The organism is Cytobacillus sp. FSL R5-0377 (genome assembly GCF_038004385.1).
GTDB lineage: Bacteria > Bacillota > Bacilli > Bacillales > Cytobacillaceae > Cytobacillus.
Map to the genome: position 1 here is coordinate 4528562 of NZ_JBBORA010000001.1, position 20106 is coordinate 4548667.

Here is a 20106-nt window from a genome sequence, read left to right on the forward strand (position 1 = left end):
GATTTTTAAATATAAATCAAAGGTAAACTAAATCTGAAGCACTAATCAGTCGATTACATTCAAAAAGATCTTTTAGTCTTAGGTGATCAATAGGTTTGATTTGATGTTTACGAAGTATTTTCATAAAATCTGCTGCTTTAATACCACAGCCGTTTATTCCTGTAGTTGAAGCAATTTTTTGCACTTGACTATCAAAGTTTTTACCAAATCCGCCAGAAATGTACATAAAAAAGCTTAAATTAGGGTTATTCTTTTGGAATATTGGAAGATAAGAATTTATCATCTTAAGCTCATATTCATGAGTAATAGAAAATACGTGGTATGCTTTGTTATCAATAATCCCAGAATATCCACTTTGTGATTCTATAAAAATATCAGGATTTCTAGGTTTTGTACCAACGTGCTCTGAGAGGAAACCGAGTTCTCGAAAAACATCGAGTGTGGCTAGCTCAAACTCTGAAGCGAACTCTCTGCCGCTAAATGCCATATCAACATAATTCGTTTCAAATAAACTAAAAGTATCAACCCGGAATTGATCTAGGACATTTTGAACTTGTTTCAACGGTATACCAGTATGTGTGGAAACGGTTCCCATTATTTCTTCAGTAATATAAGAAATAGGAGTTTCTCTTGCTACATGTAAAAATTCATTCCTAACCATTCTTTCAATAATGATATTCTCTGTAATTTTATTATCATCAAATCTACGATTATCACGACTTTTACTTTGTAAGAGTCCATAATTTCTTTGGAAATTTTCTTTCCAGTATTTATTTTGTTTATTCAGGACCTTTATTGTGGTTCCGTCATTAACTATTGCTCTGGCCTGGTCAATACGATTTACAGGAATGTAAATAGGTTTTCTAGGATCGTCTCTTACAACGAGCTGTGTGTATTCTAAATAATTGATAAAGGTGTTAGCATTATCTTCTAACGCTTTTATTGTTGCTTCTCTGTTTCGAATACCGGTATTAGTACTAGGCACGTTTTGTTCAAAGCCATCTGGTAATGCATCATATCCAGTTTCTCTGAATTGTAATATTCGTTGGACAATGTTCTCGTAACATTTGTCAGTTTCATTTTCACCATCAATGGAAACAATACAACCAATTTCAGATTTAGTTAGTACCGGTTTAATATTATCAGCACAAAGTGATAATCGTGCATCTAAAAGTAGCCGAAGTAAGAAACGAAATGGACGAATTTTAAATCTCTCATTTATTTGTACACGTCTACGCAGGGAATAAGGGGATGGATATTGAAATTGCATGAGCTGCTTTGTTATTAGGGGTACAGGAGGTTCCCCATTTACCAACGCTTCACCCACCATTGTTAAAAGTGTCTTCTTGCTGTCTGTCTCTTCAAAAATAAGACCTAATGAGTAAACCCATGCTTCATATGTTCTTGCACCGCCACCTCTTTGATCCCTTCTGGTCCCTTTTCTTTTTAACCCCTTTTCTTCTAAAATATCTTCAAAATCCAATTGTCGGTTTATGTCTTTTACCCAAATGTCGCCTAAGTTTTGTAATGAAAAAGCTGAAAGTGAAGGAACAATTGGATACAATTTTCTTTTATTTCTAGGTACATGCCAATTGTTAATCAATAGTAACACCCACCGAATTATTTAATAAATTAATTTTTACATACATATTATTTTATCACATTACTATATAAAAATAGAAAAATATTGTAATATTTGTATGATATTAGAACTAACTGTTTTATGAAATATTAACTTTAGGGGTTAGTAGTGAATATTATTTAATGAAATTTTCATTTTGTATAAATCGTTTTATAATAGTTATTAGTGATAATAATTTATTTAAAAATTGAGGTGGTTTTATGGCTAGAATTATAGGGGATGAATTATTTAAGATAAACAAGTCAAGAAACCTAATACATCAAAATGTAGATTGTTCATTTTCTACTTTTTTTGATAACAAAGGAAATAAATATTTTCAGCTAGACACATATGGATCAAACATTAGAGAGTTTAAAGGGAAAATAAGTCAGTCTTTACAACTAGACAAAGAGACAGCAAAAATTTTAATAAGTATATTAAATGAAGAATTTAACATTAATTCATGAATAAGTAGAAAAACATACTAATAAATGGAGGTTATTACATGCCAACTTACAACAAACTAGTCCGTGACCAAATCCCAGAAATAATCGAAAAAACCGGAAAGAAATTTTCAACAAGAATACTAGATGATAACGAATACATAAAAGAGTTAAAGAAAAAAGGCTTCGAAGAGCTGCAAGAGTACGTAGAAACTAATAACAATGAGGATGCCATCGAAGAACTAGCCGACGTGCTGGAAATCATCCATGCCCTAGCTGAGTACCATGGTGCATCAATTGAAGAGGTAGAGGAAGTCCGTAAACAAAAAGCAGAAAAGCGCGGAGGGTTCAAAGAGAAGATTTTTTTAATTGAGGTTGAAGATGAGTAACGTCCAGTTAATCACCAATCAGTTGGGAACACATTTGTTGAAGCAGATTGAGTCTGCTTCTTCTATTTGTATTCTGACATCTTTCACAATGAGGTCAGGGGTTAGCTTTCTTGCGAATCACTTGAAAAAAGCTGCAGAACGTGGCGCTGATATAAAAATTTGCACAGGTGATTATTTATATATTACACAGCCAGAAGCACTTGCTGCTTTATTATGCATTCATGAGAAGATTGAAATCCGTATTTGGAGAAGTAATGGGACATCTTTTCATCCTAAAGCTTATCTATTTCAAAATGATTCACATGATTGCTTTATAGTGGGTTCTTCCAATCTTTCAAAATCTGCCCTCAGTAACGGCGTGGAGTGGAATCTGTCCGTCAGTGATGAATCTGAAAATTATAATGAGGCACTTGAACAGTTTTTACATCTTTTTTATGCTGATCAAACTCTACCATTAAATAAACAAACACTAGAGAATTATCGTCTAAATTATGCCTCCTATCATCAAAAGCACCCTAATTTATCAGCAAAGTGGTCAGAGATGGAAGAAAAAGACTTAATGCTCCCTTCGGAAAGAGAGATAGAACTGCAGACAAAAGTGGTAGTTCGAGAAGAACAAGAAGCTTATGGAGAGATCAAGCCTCGATTTGCTCAGTTAGATGCACTGGAAGAATTAAATAAAACACTAGAGGAAGATTATAACAAGGCATTGGTTGTAATGGCAACGGGACTTGGGAAGACCTATTTAGCGGGCTTCTTTGCACAGAAATTTAAAAAGGTACTATTTATTGCCCATTTAGAAGAAATCCTTCATCAGGCAAGAAATTCGTTTTATCAAATAATGTCTGAACGAACAGGTGGGATATACAATGGAAAGCAAAAAGAAGAAAATGCAGATACAATATTTGCTTCCATTTATACGCTCAGTATGCAGCGCCATTTAAAGGCTTTTGAGCCGGATGAATTTGATTTAATTATCGTAGATGAATTTCATCATGCTGCAGCTGACTCATACCAACGAGTCCTCAGTTATTTTAGACCTGATTTTTTATTGGGGATAACTGCGACTCCCGATCGAAACGATAACAAAGATGTCTATGCCATTTGTGATGGGAACGTCGCTTTCCGTCTCGATTTTTTGGATGCAATCGAACGTAAATGGCTTGCTCCATTTAAATATTATGGTGTATATGATGATACTGATTATAGTCAAATCACCTGGCTAGGGAACCGTTATAATGAAGAGGAATTGCTGCAGCTTCAATTGCGGGATGATATGGCTGAGAAGATATTACAAGCCTGGCTGGACAAGAAGCAGACAAGAACAATTGGATTTTGTTCATCTATAAGACAAGCCAATTTTCTTTCAACCTATTTTAATAGTAAAGGTTTTAAAACAGTTGCTCTTCACTCAAAACAAATTAATATAGGCAGGCAGGATGCCATTCAAAAATTAGCAGTCGGAGAATTAGATGTCATTTTCACAGTGGACCTATTCAATGAGGGAGTAGATATTCCAGCTGTAGATACCCTATTATTTGTGCGTCCTACAGAATCATTAACCGTGTTTACCCAGCAAATCGGCCGTGGGCTTCGTCTTCATGACTCAAAGAGCCATTGCGTTGTAATCGATTTGATTGGTAATTACCGAAATGCAGATATTAAGTTAAGCTTATTTGATACTTCAGAAAAAGGATCAAACAGAACACTGGAACCGATGCTTCCGGAATTATGTGAAATGAATTTGGATGTTCAAGTCATTAATCTTCTGCAAGAAATGACAAAGAAGAAGCAGCCGCGTAAGGAAAAGCTTCTTCAAGAATACCAGGAATTAAAACTCGAATTAGGCAGAAGACCGACTTATTTGGAATTGCATCTAAAAGGTGCGGCAGACTCTGTCCAATATAAGCAGGAATTTAAATCTTTTCACGGCTTCCTGGCATGGGCAGAAGAGTTAGATGAAAGTGAGAAAAGAGTGTACAACCGATATAAGGACTGGTTCATAGAGGTTGAAAGAACTGGAATGGCAAAAAGCTATAAAATGGTTGTACTGCTGGCAATGCTCGAGAGAGGGCAAGATCACTGGTATGATTCTTTTACTCCAGAAGAAGCTGCACCGTTTTTCCATCACTATTTAATGGAGAAAGAACACCGGAAGCGAATTGATTTTTCGGACAAAGCATCTAAGAAATTATGGGATTATGATCAAACAAGTGTAAGCAGTTTAATCAGCCGAATGCCTATGAGTAAATGGAGCGGCAGTTCAAAGGGGCTGACTAGTTTCGAAGATGGAATTTTTAAATTGGCTTTCGATGTTCATAAGGAAGATGAAGAGATTTTATATAATTGGACCAGGGAGATTTGCGAATATAGATTACATTGGCATTTTGAGCGGAAGGGCAGTTCGTCAATTAATTAAGAAATTACGAAGAACCGATCAGGAGATCGGTTCTTTTTTATTTGATATCGTACATTGCCCTAAAAAAGCCTTTGCGAAGGTCTTCTTAATAAAGAGGCGCATCTCTCGTTTTCAAATTTAGAATTTTCACCGCTAAATATATATTAAAAATTTTCTTTCAATTCAAAAACTTATATGCTATTATACTCTTAATTACAGTAATACTTAAATTACATTATACCTACACTATAATTTTTCAGTACTGCTTCAAAGGAGTTCATTATGGAAGAAATTTATAAGAAAATTAAAGATTTAAGGCTTCAGAATGGCTATACCTTAAAAGAATTAAGTGAACGCACTGATTTATCAATCAGCTTTCTTTCTCAAGTGGAGAGAGGAGCAACCTCACTAGCTATTACTTCATTGAAAAAAATAGCGGATGCACTGAATGTTAAAATTTCTGAGTTTTTCGAAGATGAGAAACCCAATCAGAATTTTATGGTGAAGGCAAGCGAGCACAAGCCATTTACTATCAAGGGGTCGGAATTTACCTATGTTCGATTGAATGGTGATTTTTCAGGGAGAAGCCTGGAACCGCTCCTGGTAACATTAGCACCCAATCAAAAACAGACCCAGCAGTTTGGCCACGCTGGCGAGGAATATTATTACGTGTTAAAAGGCCTTGTTATTTTTCATGTAGATGGAAAGGAATACGTGATCCGCGAAGGTGATTCCATTCATTTCCCATCCACTTACCCGCATACAGTTGAAAATCCGATAGGTGAAGAATCAAAATTACTTTGTGTTTTAACGCCAGTTATTTTTTAATTGGCCATTATCAATAAATCTATTAATACAGAAAGGTGGAGTATCATGCGTGTAGCTACTGATATTGGCGGAACTTTTACTGACCTGGTTTATGTCAATGAAGATGGTGAGATTGGGGTTGCCAAAAGCCATACCACACCTCCCAATTTTGAAAAGGGGGTTATCGATGTTATTGAGAAAAGCGGGATAGACCAAAGGGCTATCCAGACTTTTATTCATGGCACTACTGTTATTATTAATGCTCTTACTGAACGAAAAGGTGTAAAGACAGGTCTGATTACAACTAAAGGCTTCAGGGATGTACTAGAAATTGCGCGTGGAAATCGTCCGGATTTATTTAATGTCAGGTATCAAAAGCCGGTTCCATTTGTTGAGCGGTACTTACGTCAGGAAGTAGAAGAGCGCTTAAACTATAAAGGAGAAGTGCTGTCATCGTTAAATAAGGAACAATTAAAAGAGATTATTGACTATTTTAAGGAACAAGAAGTGGAAGCGATCGCAGTTGCCTATTTACATTCCTATGTAAATCCGGTTCATGAAATTGAGACTGTCAATTTGATTAAAGAGCTGTGGCCGGAAGTGGCTGTCACGGCATCACATGAGGTAACAAAAGAATGGCGGGAATATGAGCGAACTAGTACGACGGTTCTTAATTCCTATGTAAAGCCCATTGCTGCCTCCTATGTGAACCGATTACATAATAAATTAATAGAAAACGAGACTGATAGCCAAAATTACATTATGCAGTCTAATGGCGGTACAACGACCTTCAATAGTGCAAAGCAAACGCCAATTAATATGGTAGAGTCCGGTCCTGTAGCTGGGATTTATGGTGCTGCTGTACTTGGTGAAATCCTGGATGAGAAAAATATTATTGCCTTTGATATCGGCGGGACTACAGCAAAGTGTTCCCTGATTAATCAGGGAGAGGTTAAGGTTTCTACTGATTATTTCATTGAAAAAAATGAGCGCAGTGCGGGCTATCCAATCAAGGTGCCGGTAGTTGATATCGTTGAGATTGGAAATGGCGGCGGTTCGATCGCATGGATAGATGGAGCAGGTTCATTAAAGGTGGGTCCTCAATCTGCAGGAGCTTTGCCAGGACCAGTGGCCTATGGCCAAGGTGGCACAGAGCCGACAACCACTGATGCGAACCTGATTACGGGAAGACTTTCTCCAGAAAACTTTGATTATGAAGTAGATTTAGATAAAGTGAAGGCTGCCATTAAAGAGAAGGTTGCCGATCATTTCGGCATGTCTGTTGAAGAAGCTGCATTAGGCATTATTCGAATTGCAAACTCCAATATGCTAAATGCCTTGAAGCTTATTTCGGTTCGAAAGGGCCATAACCCTCGTGAATTCTCACTGGTGGCTTTTGGCGGTGGAGGATCGATGCATGCACCGGCATTGGCTAAGGAGCTTGGTGTTAAGAAGGTTATTGTTCCAGTTGCGTCCTCTGTATTTTCGGCATGGGGCATGCTCATGACTGACTTAAGGCATGATTATATCCAGACATACATTAGAAGATTAAACCAATTAGATCCTAGTGAGCTAAATAAAGAATGGAATTCAATTGAGACTCAAGCACTCAAGCAATATCAAGAAGAGGGAGTTTCAGAAGAAGATGTGTTATTCACAAGATTTGCGGATATCCGCTATCTGGGTCAAGAACATACTGTAAAGGTTCCTGTTCCGAATGGGGAATGGTCTGAAGAAACCATTACAGAGGTAGTTGAACGCTTTGGAGACCTGCACGAACAGCATTACACCTTTAAGCTTGAAGGGACTCCAACAGAAATTGTCAACCTGCACCTAACAGCATTCGGGAAGGTATTGAAGCCTGAACTAAAAAGGTTAACTTCTGCAAGCAGCGATGCACAAGAGGCTTACAAAGAAATTCGTCCAGTCTATTTCGAGGACAGCGGATGGGTGGAAACGAAGGTTTACTACCGCAGCTTATTTGGTAAAGGCATGAAGATTTCTGGACCTGCCATTGTAGAGGAACCGTCTGCATCTACAGTAATTTATCCTGATCAATCCTTAACTGTAGATGAGTATGGGAATTTAATCATTGAAACAGGGGTGGAATAAATGACACAGGTTGTTCGGAGTAAAGTTGATCCATTTACACTTGAGATTGTGAAAGACTCACTGGTTGCTATTGGAGATGAGATGTTTATTGCCCTTGCTAAAACCTCAATGAGCCCGATTATTTACGAGGTATTGGATTACGCCAGCGGCCTGACCGATGCAAAGGGGCAGTTATTGACACAAGGTAATGGTGTAACCGGATTTATCGGGATGCTGTCTGACATGGTTAAACAAACACTCAAAAAGTTTGGGGACGGAAAGTTAAAAGAGGGCGATATCATTATCATTAATGACTCATACGGCGGTGGCGGTTCACACCTTTCGGATGTTGGATTGGTCATGCCGATATTCTTTGATGGAGAAATTGTTGCTTTTTCGGCCAATAAAGCCCATTGGACAGAGGTAGGGGGAAAAGATCCAGGCTCCTTCAGTAATGATGCTACAGACATTTTTCAGGAAGGCTTACAATTTCCGAGTGTAAAGCTTTTTAATGAAGGTGAAATAAACCAGGCGATTGTCGATATCATAGAAGCGAATGTGCGTTTTCCGGAACTATCCTTAGGGGATATGTGGGCACAGGTTGCCGCACTGAAAACGGGTGAAAAACGAGTCAAGGAATTATGTGAAAAGCATGGGAAAGAATTATTTTTATCTTCAGTAGATTATCTGCTTGATCATGGTGAACAGCTTGCACGTCAGGAGCTAAGCAAATTGCCAAAAGGCACTTTTAACGCAGAAGGGTTTATTGATGATGATGGTTTCGGAAATGGCCCTTTCAAGATTAAAGTGGAAGTAACTATAACCGATGATCAATTCGTTGCTGATTTTAGAGGCAGTCACCCTCAGGTTCCAGGTCCTGTTAACTGTTCTTATACTGCACTGGTCTCTGCTGTTCGAACGATTTTCCTGGCGATTACGAATCCTTCGCAGGATGCAAATGATGGAGTTTTCCGCCCATTAGAAGTTATTACAGATAAGGGGTCGGTTCTTTCCGCAGAACGTCCTGCCCCTGTGTCAATCTATTGGGAGAGTATGCTTGCGGGAGCAGATTTGATATGGAAAGCCCTTGCTCCGGTTGTTCCTCATAGGCTTAATGCGGGACATTTATTATCTGTTTGTTCAGTTGTCTTATCAGGGCAGCATCAGGATACAAATGAACCTTTCTTAATTGTTGAACCATCAGTTGGAGGCTGGGGTGCTTCTGAAGGTCAGGATGGTGCCAGGGGACAATTCTGTATTGGTGATGGAGAGACCTATAATGTCCCGGTGGAAGTGGCGGAAACCAGGTATGGAGTAATGGTTGACGAGTACAGCCTTCATACAGATGGTGCCGGAGCAGGGGAATATATAGGCGGTTCTGGTGTCATTCGTTCTTATAAAGCATTAAGTGACAACCAAATGGTGTCTGTAACATTTGGACGCAATAAGTTTGTTCCATGGGGAATGAAGGATGGCCAGGATGGTTCCTCAAATGAGGTGTATATTGAAAAAGCCAATGGAGAAGTCGATGGTCCTTTTGGAATTTATCCTAGGTATCCGCTGAATAAAGGTGATGTCGTTAAATTGGTAACCGCTACAGGCGGCGGCTATGGAGACCCATATAAACGCCCTGCAGATAAAGTAGCCTTAGATGTGAAAAATGGCTATATCACTGCTGCGCAGGCAAATGAAAGCTATGGGATCATAGTAAATGAGAAAACATATGAAGTTGAAGGTATAACAGAAGATCGTCAGCGGAGGGGGAAATAAAGTGGAGGTATTAAATATAGAAGGTATTAAGGCCGATCCAAATGCGGCTGTTCCACTTAAAACGGTATTCTCACAAAAAGCGCTGGCTGGTGACTTGAAAGTGGGTACAATTGTTATACCACCAGGAAGTCGAGTTCCTCTGACTGGTGTTTCTAACCATACAGAGAATGAGTATTCCATTATCGTAAAAGGTTCCATTGTAACAGAAACCAATGGAAAAACTTATCGGGTAACAAGTGGGGAGGCAACTTATATTCCCGCTGGGCAGGAGCATATTGCCTATAATGACAGTGAAGAAGATTGTGAAATTGTCTGGGTGCTGGTTGGCTAGCATTATTCACCATAGAGACCTTGCTATTTGCAAGGTCTTTATTATAAAGAAATTTTACAGAATATTCCGATATAAATTAATAGGAGTTGAATAAAAATGGAAGATGTATCTCTAAGGAAAAGCAGTGGAAAAGATGAAGCTCTTGCATCTGTGCCAATGAGTGAGAGGCAGCATTGGATATCACCTGCAGTTATATTTGGGGGATTGGAATTTACCATTCCGGTGTTAATGGTAGGTGCCACGTTAACAGCCAGTTTTGGACTCGGAAAACTATTCTGGATCCTGGCAGCAGCTCTTTTTGTCTTCCAATGGATCGGTAATGCGCTCGCAGGCTATATAGGGGCAAAAACTGGCCGGTCTTCTTCCGTAATTGCCAGAACTAGCTTTGGTTCAACACAGGCACGGTTTATCGTTGGATTGACTATCTTTATCGTTTCAATGGGCTGGTGGGCTTTGCAGACAGCAGTTGCCGGAAATGCCATTTCAGCAATGTTTGGAATTGACTATAAGACGCAGTGGTTCCTTTGGGCGCTTGTTACAATCGTAGCTGGTCTGCTATTTGCACTTCCGTCCATTATTGGCTATTCATCTATGAAATGGACTGATTACTTAGCTGTCCCTGCTGGCCTTCTATTAATTGCGGGCGGTATCTTCTATGCTTTAAAAAATATCGGCTGGGAAAAGATCTCTTCCTGGAACCCTGAACCGCAAATGACTTTTCTTGCTGCCGTTAGTTTAGTCATCGGTATTAATGTTTCTCAATGGGTTATTGCCTCCGATTATACCCGCTATGCAAAACCGAAAGTAAAAGACAACGTACTCATTCCATTAGGCATCATTGCAGTAGGTTTCCCGCTATTCTATGTTGGAGCCATTATGTCCATAGGAGTGGGCGATGCTGATATTGTCAATGTTATGATGAATTTAGGTTTTCCCATCTGGGGCTTTCTCATTTTATGGTTAGCAACCTGGACGAGTCAATTAGTAAATAATTATAGTATGGGATTGGCTTTAGCTAACATGCTGAATGTCAATTCTAATAAAGGAAGAGCACTTCTTACATTAGCTGGTACGATAGTTTCCATAGGCATTGCCTTGGCGGGAATCCTTGATTATTTTATGGACTTCTTATATATGACTGCTTTAATCTATCCAGCCATAGCTGGTATCATGATGGCTGACTTCTTTTTTATCAGAAAACAGCAGTGGGTCGACAATAACGGATGGAACTGGATGGCAACCATCGCATTAGCAGTAGGAACTTTGGTTGGATACTACACGCAATACGTATATTCATTTGGATTGCCTGCCGTTCAATCAATTGTTGCTGCCGGGATTGTATATATGATAGCTATGAAAGTTAAAGCAAGAGTTGCACCCGATCACTTTACAGAGATTAATAACCAGCCAGAACTTATTACTTCTGATAATTTAAAAGCTCAATAAACTTTAGAAACTGCAATAATTCCATAAAAAAAGGAAAAGTCCTCATAAATGGATTTTTCCTTTTTTTTATTTTACATTGGCTTTTGCTTTGTGCCTGTGACTGTTGCTTTATTTCTTTTGTTATGAGCTATGCCAGTTCCTAAAGCGATGACTGCTGAGCTGACAATAAAAATATTTATTAAGCCAATGATATTTGCTAAGGCACCTAAAAAGATAGGGGTAAAAACTTGGGTTAATCGATTGACAGTCAAGCGAATCCCCAATGCTTCTGCCACACGTCCATTTAGAGCGTTTTGAATGGTGAGTGAAATGGAAAGCGGCTGGCCAATACCTAGTCCAATTCCCAGTATGAATGCTATTATTCCTGCAATGATGATTTGAGGGAAAAAGGGCAAAGCAACATAGGAAACGCAAGTAACAAACATAGAACCTATAAATACAGAAACTGTTCCATATCGGTTAGTTAATGGATTTAGATAAAAACGAATGATTACACTCGCAATTCCGTTTATCGAAAGAAGAAAGCCGATCGTTAAATGGCTGTAGCCAAACTGCACACCAAGAATGGGAAAGAAGGTTAAATATAGATCCTTTGAAAATAAGATTAAGGTGCTAAAAAGCAACGCCAGTCTTAGACCGGGAATATTCAGCAAATCCACAAAAGACTGGCGCCCGTTCTCAGGTGCTTTTTCTCCTTTTTTTAACGTGGCGGGTTCTTGATTTGGAACGAAATGGACTAGAATGCAGCCCATAAATCCAATAAATGCCATGGCATAAAAGGTAATGGAGAATCTAAAGTAGTCTGACAGGATACCGCTCAATAAGGGGCCTATTAAGGTTCCAATAGCAACACCAAAGCTGAACCAAGAAACATATTGATTTCTGTTTCTTTTGGTAGATATTCTTCCTACATAATCCTGGGCAGCTAAAATGAAGATTGTTTGAGCGGAGCCAGCGATGAGCTGTGATACGATCAGCCCAAAAAAATTAGGAAATAACCCTGGCAAGAGTATGCCTATAATGCCAAGGTAACCTCCAGCAAGCAGTGTTTTTTTGGAATTTAACTGGTCTATTAGTCTTCCTAGGAGTATTGCGAATAGAAGAGGGAACAACGAAAATAAACTGGTGATGAGCCCAATGGTATTTATGCCTGCACCCATATCATGCGCAAAAAGAGAAACCGTTGGCCGAGTTCCCATAATCATGGACATATAGATTCCAGATATACAAACGATTAAAACAATTTTCATTTTACTCCACCACTTTTTAAAAACCTATTAGGATAACTGATAGGTTCCTCTTTTCTTTAAGTACTCTACTAATCCCCCATCCCTAATGATATCTATCATGACAGTAGGCATATCCGCCCCCTTATAGATTATTGACTTTGTACGGTTGTGAACTTCTCCTGTTCTTAAATCAACGTGCAGATGATCCTTATCATTAATCGTATGATCTTTGATTTCAACGATTGGCAGACCAATATTAATAGCATTGCGATAAAATATTCGTGCAAATGATCTGGCAATCACAACTGAAACACCTGCTTTTTTTAAAGCCAATGGAGCTTGCTCCCGGGAAGATCCGCATCCAAAGTTTGTTCCTGCAACCAACATATCACCGGATTGAAACTTAGTTCGGAAATCAGGATCCAAATCTTCAAATACATGATCGGCCAGTTCCTGCATATTTAGTGTCTTTGTATATTTGCCGGCGATAATTCTGTCTGTATCAATGTCATTTCCATACACATGGGCTATTCCATTCAGGATCATTGGATTGCCTCCTTTATGAGGGATAGAGGGTTGGTTATTTTTCCATAAAGAGCAGATGCAGCCACAGTGGCTGGCGAACTAAGGTACACATTGGAATGTCGATTTCCCATTCTGCCCCTGAAATTTCGATTCGTGGAGGAAATAATTCCTTCTTCATTTCCTGGCACTCCAAGATGAGTGCCTACACAAGGGCCGCATCCCGATGGAAGGAAGGTTGCTCCAGATCGTGTCAGTATTTCTGCAGTCCCGTCTTGAAGCGCTTTCAAGTAAACTTCTTTTGAAGCGGCAGCTATCATAAAACGGACTTCTGGATGAATGGTTTTTCCGTTTAGAATATTTGCCGCTGCATGTAAATCTTCTAACCGGCCATTTGTGCAGCTTCCGAGAAACGCTTGCTGTATGGCAATTCCTTCAACTTCTGAGATGGATTTTACATTATCTGGTGAGTGTGGAATGGAAATCTGAGGTTCAAGTTCTGAAAGATTAAAAGAATAGATTTTTTCATAAATGGCGTCATTGTCCGGCTTAATATCGTTGTATTCATATGGAAGGTTCAATCCTTCGGTATCAACAAACCCAGCCTTTGCTCCCATTTCGATTGCCATATTAGCAACCGTAAGACGGCTGTCCAGGCTTAGATTCGTTAAAGCTTCCCCTGTAAATTCAATGGCTTTATAAGTGGCCCCGTCAATTCCTAGCTGTCCTACCAAAAATAGAATTAAATCTTTAGCGGATACTCCAGGCTGCAGTTTCCCTGATAATTCAATTTTAATCGTCTCAGGTACTTTAATCCATGTCTTTCCCGTCAGTAAAACTGCCGCAAGATCTGTAGAGCCAACTCCTGTAGCAAAAGCCCCTAGAGCTCCATAGGTGCATGTGTGAGAATCTGCTCCAAGCACCAATTGTCCGGGCTTTACGTGGCCGTTCTCTACCATTAGCTGGTGACAGATCCCGCTGCCGGCATCATATAGGGTAATTCCTTGTTCTTTGGCAAAATCACGCATAAAACTATGTAGATTGGCAATCCGCTCATTTGGAGCCGGTGCTGCATGATCAATGACGAAAACCACTTTTGAGGAATCCCAGACTTTCGATCCTCCCATTTCGCGAAAACCCTTAATGGTTAAGGGAGCTGTGGTGTCTGAGGCCATTACAGCATCGACATCAACGATCGCAATATCATTTTGGAAAACGGGCTGATCAGCATGTGCTGAAACAATTTTCTCGATTAGTGTTTGACCCATTATAAACCCTCCTTTGTAATATAAAAACAAATCAAACCGTATAATGGAATGCAAGTTCATTCTACGGGATAGAAAAACGGTTAGTCAACACATAATATTTGATTATTTAAATTATTTAGAAAAATATACATTCTACAAATATTGATATATCAAGGTTTGTGCAGATATCTATTAGATTTTTCAGAATTTTTTATTGACAGTCTTCTTGAACTCCTTTACGATGAAATCAAATAAATTTGGATTTGTAATCCGTATAGCGGTTTGAATATATAAAATATTTATAATCAATTTCGTACAATGGATTGAAATCCTATACACCTTTCCATTTTGAACAATAGAGGAGAAATAGAAAATGAGTGAAACAGTCCGTTCTGTAGAAAGAGCCATTGATATCCTTACCAGCTTTACAATGGAGAATCCCGCTTTAACCGTTCCTGAGTTAAGCCAAAAAACGGGCTTAACCAAATCAACTGTTTTCAGATTATTGGCTTCCTTAGAGGCAAAAGGGATGGTGGAAAAAAACCCGTATACGCATGAATACAGGCTTGGGATTCGCATATTATCACTTGGCAATGTGGTACAAAGTTCTTTGGAGCTGGTTGATGTTGCCAAGCCAATAATGAAGGGACTTTCTGAAAAAACACAGGAAACGGTCAATATTAATATTGTTCATGGAACGAACCGGGTCTGTGTTGACCGGATTGATGGAAATCAAGCACTAAGAAAAGTATCTGAAGTAGGAAAACTGCTTCCATTACATGCAGGGGCATCAGGTAAACTATTATTGGCTTTTTCAGATCCCGAAATAATCACACATGTACTAAAAGAGCAAAAAGAATTAATGGAAGAATCTGCTTTAAATAATCTAAAACTGGAGCTTTTTGATATTAGAGAAAAAGGTTATGCCGCAAGCTTCAGTGAGCGGCTGGAAGGAACTGCCTCTATATCTGCACCCATTAGGGACTACACGGGAGAAGTTATTGCAGGCATTACGATCTCTGGTCCTCTAGTAAGATTTACAGAAATAAAGGTTGAACAGTTTATTCATGACATTCTGGATGCAAGTGAAAAGATTTCAAGAGAAATGGGATTTATGAAAGGCAAATTAAAGAATAAGCTGCTTTAATATCCACATTCATAGGGGGGAGAGAATGGAACGAAAGAAGCTAGTTACAGATGTTCTCATTATAGGCGGAGGCTCTACAGGGCTGATTGCTGCACTTGAAGCTGCGAATCACTGTTCAGATATTACGATTATTTGCAAACAAAAGGCTGGAAGAAGCGGAAATACAATCGTTTCGGGATCCGCTTTTTCCGTTGTTGTCCCAGAAGAGGGCAACCCTGATTCTGAAGAAACTTATTTTAATGATTTAATTCGCTCTGGAAAAGGCATAAATCAAAAGGAATTAACGAGAACATTGGCCTCTCTATCTGGGGGAACGATAAAATGGCTGGAGAGCTGCGGCATGGAATTTTTTAAAACAAATAGCCAGTATGTAAAAAGACAGCCGCCAGGACATTCTCATCCCCGTTCTGTCCCAACAATATGGGATGGATACTCCTATTTAGCTAGAGGCTTATCGTTTATGAAACCTTTATCCGAAAGTGTGAACAAGAGGCGCATAAGAGTTTTGGAACAAACAGCTGTAACTCATTTACTTACAGCAAATGGCAGGATTGCTGGAGCAATTGCCATTGATGTAAATGAAAGCGAATTCATAGAGATCTCCTGTAAAGCTATTATCTTAGCAAATGGAGGAGCAGGAGGCATGTTCGCTCATAATAATAATACGGTTGGGATTACCGGCGATTCCTATGCCCTTGCCTATGAAGCCGGTGCTGTCTTAAAGGATATGGAATTTGTCCAATTTTACCCTACCCAGATGATTAAGCCTATGAAGATGCCTGCATCCAACCCGCTTTTTGGTGATGGTGCAGTATTAAGAAATAAGGATAAGGAATTATTTATTCACAAGTATGTAGAAGGCGGTGATAAGGCGGCGACGAGGGATAAAATGGCCCAGGCTATATTTCAGGAAGTAGAGAGGGGCTATGGAATCGAAGGGGGAGTGTATTTTGATTGCACTGGCATTCCGGAAGAAGTACTGGATTCAAAGTATACTCATTTCTGTAACCAGCTTAAGAAAAAAGGTGTAAACCCTAAGAAAGATATGGTGATCGTTTCACCGACCACTCATTACTTTTTAGGCGGGGTAAAAATTAATACTAATTGCGAGAGCAGCATACCAGGCCTCTATGCAGCTGGAGAGGCTGCAACAGGCACACATGGTGCTAATAGACTTTCCGGAAGCTCTATAGCTGACACTGTTGTTTTTGGGAGAATTGCAGGTAAATCGGCAGCTGAATATGCAGCAGTTACCCAGCATGAAAAAATAAACCCGCAGGATCTGACCAGCAAATTGGAAGAATTAAAGCTTCATCCTAATGGCGACGTGCCCCTATCTGAAATGAAAGAATTAGTGAGAACCATCATGTGGAGATGTGCGTCGGTAGTTAGGGAAGAATCGGCACTTCGATCAGGACTTAAATCGCTTTGTAAAGTAGAATCCAGCCTGGATAATATCGCTGTTCGAAACTTCAAGGAAGTTGTTTCCTATCAGGAATTATCCAATATGGTTACAGTGGGTAAGCTGACCATCAAAGGGGCACTCGAGAGAAAGGAAAGCAGAGGATCTCATTGGAGAAGAGATTATCCAAATGAGAGGGAAGTCTTCCTTGGGAATTTTGAATATTCGAAATCATCAGATGGAGATGGAATCAATTACCGTCCTTTGGATGGATTATTAATAAATAATTAACATTAGGAGGTACATAATTAATGAAAAAAAGCTCACTTATTGGTCTTGTCCTTGTAGTAGTCATGTCACTTTTCCTATCTGCCTGTTCATCTTCTTCTGAAGCGAATGGATCTGGAGAAAAGTTTTTAAGAATTGGCACTGCTAGTATGGGAGGAAATTTCTTTCCTCTAGGAAGTGCTATTTCAACCATTATTTCTGATCATGTTGATGGGTTTGTTGGAAGCGCACAAGCAACAGGTGGTTCCGCTGAAAATGCAAATTTCCTAGGAACGAAAGAAGTAGAATTAGCCTTAGTCCAGTCTGGGACTTTAAGAGAAGCCACTACAGGTACGGGAGCTTTTGAGGGGCGGAAAATAGAAAATATGAGAGGCCTTACCTCCATCTATTTTAATGAGTTTCATATTTTAGTGAGAAAGGATGCCGGCATTGATAGCATTGAAGATATTAAAGGTAAAAAGGTAGCGGTAGGACCTGCTGCAAGCGGCATTGAGATTAATACGAATCAGCTGTTAGAACAATATGGTATTACGCCAGATGATTATAAAGCCGTCCATGGCACTAGACAGGAGGCTACTGATGGTTTACAAACTGGCCAGGTTGACGTTCACATTTATGGAACTGGGGTAGGAAGTGCTCAAGTATCGGAACTGCTTCGTACAGGTGATGTTAAATTATTGCCTATGAGCCAGGAAGCTATTGACAAGATGGTTGAAGCATACCCTGACTTTGGACCAGCTGCAATTCCTGCAGGTACGTATGAAAATCAAGAGGAAGAGATTCCAACCGTTGCAGGTGCATCTGTTCTTGTCGCACATGATGGAGTAGATGAAGAGGTCGTTTATAGTGTAATGAAACAATTATATGAAAATAAAGAAGACTTAATTAGTGCCCACCAATATTTTAAGCAGATGAATACAGAAACGGCTGCAAACGGAATGGTAGTGGATCTGCATCCAGGAGCTGAGAAGTATTTGAAGGAAGTTGGCGCGATTAAGTGATCGGAGGTGCAGTAAATGCAAAAAGGAAATACGGAAAAGACAGTTCAAACGTTAACTGGCAAGAGAAGGAAATTCACTGGAAAGTGGAAAGTCTCCATCACTATATTGACCATATTGTTATCTCTTTTTCAGCTTTATACAGCAGCATTTGGCACGTTCGCTCCATTAATCCAGCGCAGTATTCACTTAAGCTTTATTCTAACCTTAGTCTTCCTTTTATTCCCTGCAACCAAGAACTCTCCTAAACACAGAATCACTTTCTTTGATATGGTTTTACTCTTATTGGCCACAGGCAGTACTCTTTATCTCGTTTGGAGATACCCTCAATACATTAGTACAGGAGGGCTTCATAACCCCCTTGATACTTATATAGGGATAGTCAATATCCTTATGGTCATTGAAGCTGCCAGAAGGGCAATTGGGAAGGCACTGCCTATTATTGCGTTTATATTTATCGCCTACATCTTTATGGGACCTATGATTCCTGGGCCCCTAAGGCATAGCGGGTTTTCACTGGATCGTATTGTTCAGCATCTCTACTTAACAAGTGAAGGCATTTATGGGCAGATTTTAGGTGTTTCTGCCACGTATATTTTCCTTTTTATCTTATTCGGCGCGTTTCTATCAGTAACAGGAATGTCAAAGTTATTCAATGATGTTTCCATGGCGATTGCAGGACACACAAAAGGGGGCCCTGCTAAGGTATCTGTCATCTCAAGTGCGTTTATGGGAACAATTAGCGGCAGCACCTCTGCAAATGTCGTGACCACTGGTACTTTTACGATTCCTTTGATGAAAAAGATCGGGTTTAAACCTCATTTTGCAGGCGGAGTGGAAGCAGCAGCATCAGCAGGCGGACAAATCATGCCGCCAGTTATGGGCGCGGCCGCTTTTATAATGGCTGATAGCCTGGGAATACCGTTTGTTCATATTCTTGGGTACGCGCTAATCCCAGCGATCCTTTATTTTTCAGGTATCTTAGTCATTCTTCATTTAAGATCTTCTAAGATTGGCTTAAAAGGGCTGGAAAAAAGTGAGCTTCCAAGATTAAAGGATGTCATGAAAGAGCAGGGGCATTTATTTTTCCCGATCGTTGGGCTGGTGTATCTCTTAATTGAAGGATATGACGCTTTGTATGCCGGGGTATGGGGAATTGTGTTGGCCATAGTGTTTAGTTCATTCAGGAAAAGCACCCGAATTAATCTAAAGAAATTAATAGAAGCTTTACAATCGGGTGCGTTGAATGCGATTCCGGTAGCCGCAGCTTGTGCAGTTATAGGGATTGTTATCGGTGTATCATCCCTTTCCGGTGCTATTTTGGCAATGGGAGCAGCCGTCTTAAAAATGAGCGGCGGATATTTAGTTACCACTTTAATCCTTACGATGATCCTTGCCATATTAATTGGGATGGAGCTTCCTACAACAGCTAATTATATTTTGACTAGTGCCATTGCGGCTCCGGCCATAGTTTCTTTGGGAATTGAGCCAATTTATGCCCATATGTTTGTCTTCTATTATGGAATTCTTTCTACAGTCACGCCGCCTGTCGCAATAGGAGCGTTTGCTGCTGCAGGAATAGCAGGCAGTGACCCGAATAAGACAGGATTCTCAGCATTAAAGCTTGCGATCGTCGGGTTTATTATTCCTTACATGTTTATTTATTCTCCCAGCTTGTTATGGTCACCAGATTCAACCCTATTGGAGCTCTTGCCTTCATTAATAACAGCCTTGATTGGAGTTTTATGTGTGGGATCTGTAATGGAAAAATATTTGCTGCTCCGAATGACGATTCTAGAGCAAGTCATTATGGCAGTTTCAGCATTATGCCTAATTAAAAGTGGTTTATTAACAGATATTATCGGGATCTCATTATTTGCACTGGTTGCGGCCAATCAATTTAGGCTTATAAAAAGCAAAAAAAGGGCAGAAATGGATCAGGAATTAGTTGTTTAAACGGGATGGTGAGACTAATAG

Annotated in this window: 16 protein-coding genes; 12 read left to right on the top strand and 4 right to left on the bottom strand. The window is 39.6% G+C overall.

Features of this window, described 5'->3' with window-relative positions:
* Positions 1 to 16: 16 nt before the first annotated feature.
* Positions 17 to 1603 (bottom strand): AlwI family type II restriction endonuclease, encoded by a 1587-nt coding sequence (locus tag NSQ49_RS23070; protein ID WP_251284387.1) that lies wholly within the window; start codon positions 1601 to 1603, stop codon positions 17 to 19.
* Positions 1604 to 1842: 239 nt separating this feature from the next.
* Here NSQ49_RS23070 and NSQ49_RS23075 point away from each other — a divergent pair, with 239 nt between their 5' ends.
* The 8 genes from NSQ49_RS23075 to NSQ49_RS23110 all read left to right on the top strand — a co-directional run bounded on the left by NSQ49_RS23075 (position 1843) and on the right by NSQ49_RS23110 (position 11296).
* The gene (locus NSQ49_RS23075; RefSeq protein WP_251284388.1) at positions 1843 to 2088 is read left to right on the top strand and encodes a hypothetical protein; all 246 of its coding nucleotides are present in this window, start codon (positions 1843 to 1845) and stop codon (positions 2086 to 2088) included.
* A 38-nt stretch (positions 2089 to 2126) separates the two neighbouring features.
* Positions 2127 to 2453: a nucleoside triphosphate pyrophosphohydrolase gene (locus NSQ49_RS23080; RefSeq protein WP_251284389.1), complete on the top strand. Its 327-nt coding sequence runs from the start codon at positions 2127 to 2129 to the stop codon at positions 2451 to 2453.
* Positions 2446 to 4872, top strand: coding sequence for a DEAD/DEAH box helicase family protein (locus NSQ49_RS23085; RefSeq protein WP_251284390.1), 2427 nt, complete (start codon positions 2446 to 2448; stop codon positions 4870 to 4872). The genes NSQ49_RS23080 and NSQ49_RS23085 overlap by 8 nt, the downstream gene beginning before the upstream one ends.
* Positions 4873 to 5133: 261 nt before the next feature.
* Entirely contained in the window at positions 5134 to 5679 is a 546-nt protein-coding gene (locus tag NSQ49_RS23090) for a helix-turn-helix domain-containing protein (protein ID WP_251284391.1), read from the top strand.
* Positions 5680 to 5724: 45 nt separating this feature from the next.
* Positions 5725 to 7770 carry a hydantoinase/oxoprolinase family protein gene (locus NSQ49_RS23095; RefSeq protein WP_251284392.1) on the top strand — a complete coding sequence of 682 codons (2046 nt, stop codon included), beginning with the start codon at positions 5725 to 5727 and terminating at the stop codon, positions 7768 to 7770.
* Positions 7771 to 9519, top strand: a complete 1749-nt coding sequence (locus NSQ49_RS23100; RefSeq protein WP_251284393.1) for a hydantoinase B/oxoprolinase family protein — start codon at positions 7771 to 7773, stop codon at positions 9517 to 9519. It begins immediately after the preceding gene.
* A 1-nt stretch (position 9520) separates the two neighbouring features.
* Entirely contained in the window at positions 9521 to 9850 is a 330-nt protein-coding gene (locus tag NSQ49_RS23105; RefSeq protein ID WP_341071407.1) for a cupin domain-containing protein, read from the top strand.
* Between the two features lie 96 nt (positions 9851 to 9946).
* A complete protein-coding gene (locus tag NSQ49_RS23110; protein ID WP_251284395.1) occupies positions 9947 to 11296 on the top strand; it encodes a purine-cytosine permease family protein in 1350 nt (449 codons plus the stop codon).
* Between the two features lie 71 nt (positions 11297 to 11367).
* On the opposite strand, the gene NSQ49_RS23115 is transcribed toward NSQ49_RS23110, so the two are convergent.
* The 3 genes from NSQ49_RS23115 to NSQ49_RS23125 are packed head-to-tail and all read right to left on the bottom strand — an operon-like array spanning position 11368 to position 14315.
* The gene (locus NSQ49_RS23115) at positions 11368 to 12546 is read right to left on the bottom strand and encodes an MFS transporter (RefSeq protein ID WP_251284396.1); all 1179 of its coding nucleotides are present in this window, start codon (positions 12544 to 12546) and stop codon (positions 11368 to 11370) included.
* A gap of 27 nt (positions 12547 to 12573) precedes the next feature.
* A complete protein-coding gene (locus NSQ49_RS23120) occupies positions 12574 to 13071 on the bottom strand; it encodes a 3-isopropylmalate dehydratase small subunit (RefSeq protein ID WP_159864584.1) in 498 nt (165 codons plus the stop codon).
* Positions 13068 to 14315 carry a 3-isopropylmalate dehydratase large subunit gene (locus NSQ49_RS23125; RefSeq protein ID WP_251284397.1) on the bottom strand — a complete coding sequence of 416 codons (1248 nt, stop codon included), beginning with the start codon at positions 14313 to 14315 and terminating at the stop codon, positions 13068 to 13070. The genes NSQ49_RS23120 and NSQ49_RS23125 overlap by 4 nt, the downstream gene beginning before the upstream one ends.
* Before the next feature lie 352 nt (positions 14316 to 14667).
* On the opposite strand from NSQ49_RS23125, the gene NSQ49_RS23130 reads away from it, so the two are divergent.
* Genes NSQ49_RS23130 through NSQ49_RS23145 form a run of 4 tightly spaced genes read left to right on the top strand, consistent with a single transcriptional unit; the run spans position 14668 to position 20085 of the window.
* Positions 14668 to 15441 (top strand): IclR family transcriptional regulator, encoded by a 774-nt coding sequence (locus NSQ49_RS23130; RefSeq protein ID WP_159864578.1) that lies wholly within the window; start codon positions 14668 to 14670, stop codon positions 15439 to 15441.
* A 25-nt stretch (positions 15442 to 15466) separates the two neighbouring features.
* The gene (locus tag NSQ49_RS23135; RefSeq protein ID WP_251284398.1) at positions 15467 to 17134 is read left to right on the top strand and encodes an L-aspartate oxidase; all 1668 of its coding nucleotides are present in this window, start codon (positions 15467 to 15469) and stop codon (positions 17132 to 17134) included.
* Between the two features lie 20 nt (positions 17135 to 17154).
* Positions 17155 to 18132 (top strand): TAXI family TRAP transporter solute-binding subunit, encoded by a 978-nt coding sequence (locus NSQ49_RS23140; protein WP_251284399.1) that lies wholly within the window; start codon positions 17155 to 17157, stop codon positions 18130 to 18132.
* A 15-nt stretch (positions 18133 to 18147) separates the two neighbouring features.
* Entirely contained in the window at positions 18148 to 20085 is a 1938-nt protein-coding gene (locus tag NSQ49_RS23145) for a TRAP transporter permease (protein ID WP_251284400.1), read from the top strand.
* The last annotated feature ends 21 nt before the right edge of the window (positions 20086 to 20106 follow it).

What these genes read in the sequence shown, in the direction of transcription:
- NSQ49_RS23075 (WP_251284388.1), top strand. Translation starts at nt 1,843, where the DNA reads ATGGCTAGAATTATAGGGGATGAATTATTTAAGATAAACAAGTCAAGA.
- NSQ49_RS23080 (WP_251284389.1), top strand. Translation starts at nt 2,127, where the DNA reads ATGCCAACTTACAACAAACTAGTCCGTGACCAAATCCCAGAAATAATC.
- NSQ49_RS23085 (WP_251284390.1), top strand. Translation starts at nt 2,446, where the DNA reads ATGAGTAACGTCCAGTTAATCACCAATCAGTTGGGAACACATTTGTTG.
- NSQ49_RS23090 (WP_251284391.1), top strand. Translation starts at nt 5,134, where the DNA reads ATGGAAGAAATTTATAAGAAAATTAAAGATTTAAGGCTTCAGAATGGC.
- NSQ49_RS23095 (WP_251284392.1), top strand. Translation starts at nt 5,725, where the DNA reads ATGCGTGTAGCTACTGATATTGGCGGAACTTTTACTGACCTGGTTTAT.
- NSQ49_RS23100 (WP_251284393.1), top strand. Translation starts at nt 7,771, where the DNA reads ATGACACAGGTTGTTCGGAGTAAAGTTGATCCATTTACACTTGAGATT.
- NSQ49_RS23110 (WP_251284395.1), top strand. Translation starts at nt 9,947, where the DNA reads ATGGAAGATGTATCTCTAAGGAAAAGCAGTGGAAAAGATGAAGCTCTT.
- NSQ49_RS23115 (WP_251284396.1), bottom strand. Translation starts at nt 12,546, where the DNA reads ATGAAAATTGTTTTAATCGTTTGTATATCTGGAATCTATATGTCCATG.
- NSQ49_RS23120 (WP_159864584.1), bottom strand. Translation starts at nt 13,071, where the DNA reads ATGATCCTGAATGGAATAGCCCATGTGTATGGAAATGACATTGATACA.
- NSQ49_RS23125 (WP_251284397.1), bottom strand. Translation starts at nt 14,315, where the DNA reads ATGGGTCAAACACTAATCGAGAAAATTGTTTCAGCACATGCTGATCAG.
- NSQ49_RS23130 (WP_159864578.1), top strand. Translation starts at nt 14,668, where the DNA reads ATGAGTGAAACAGTCCGTTCTGTAGAAAGAGCCATTGATATCCTTACC.
- NSQ49_RS23135 (WP_251284398.1), top strand. Translation starts at nt 15,467, where the DNA reads ATGGAACGAAAGAAGCTAGTTACAGATGTTCTCATTATAGGCGGAGGC.
- NSQ49_RS23140 (WP_251284399.1), top strand. Translation starts at nt 17,155, where the DNA reads ATGAAAAAAAGCTCACTTATTGGTCTTGTCCTTGTAGTAGTCATGTCA.
- NSQ49_RS23145 (WP_251284400.1), top strand. Translation starts at nt 18,148, where the DNA reads ATGCAAAAAGGAAATACGGAAAAGACAGTTCAAACGTTAACTGGCAAG.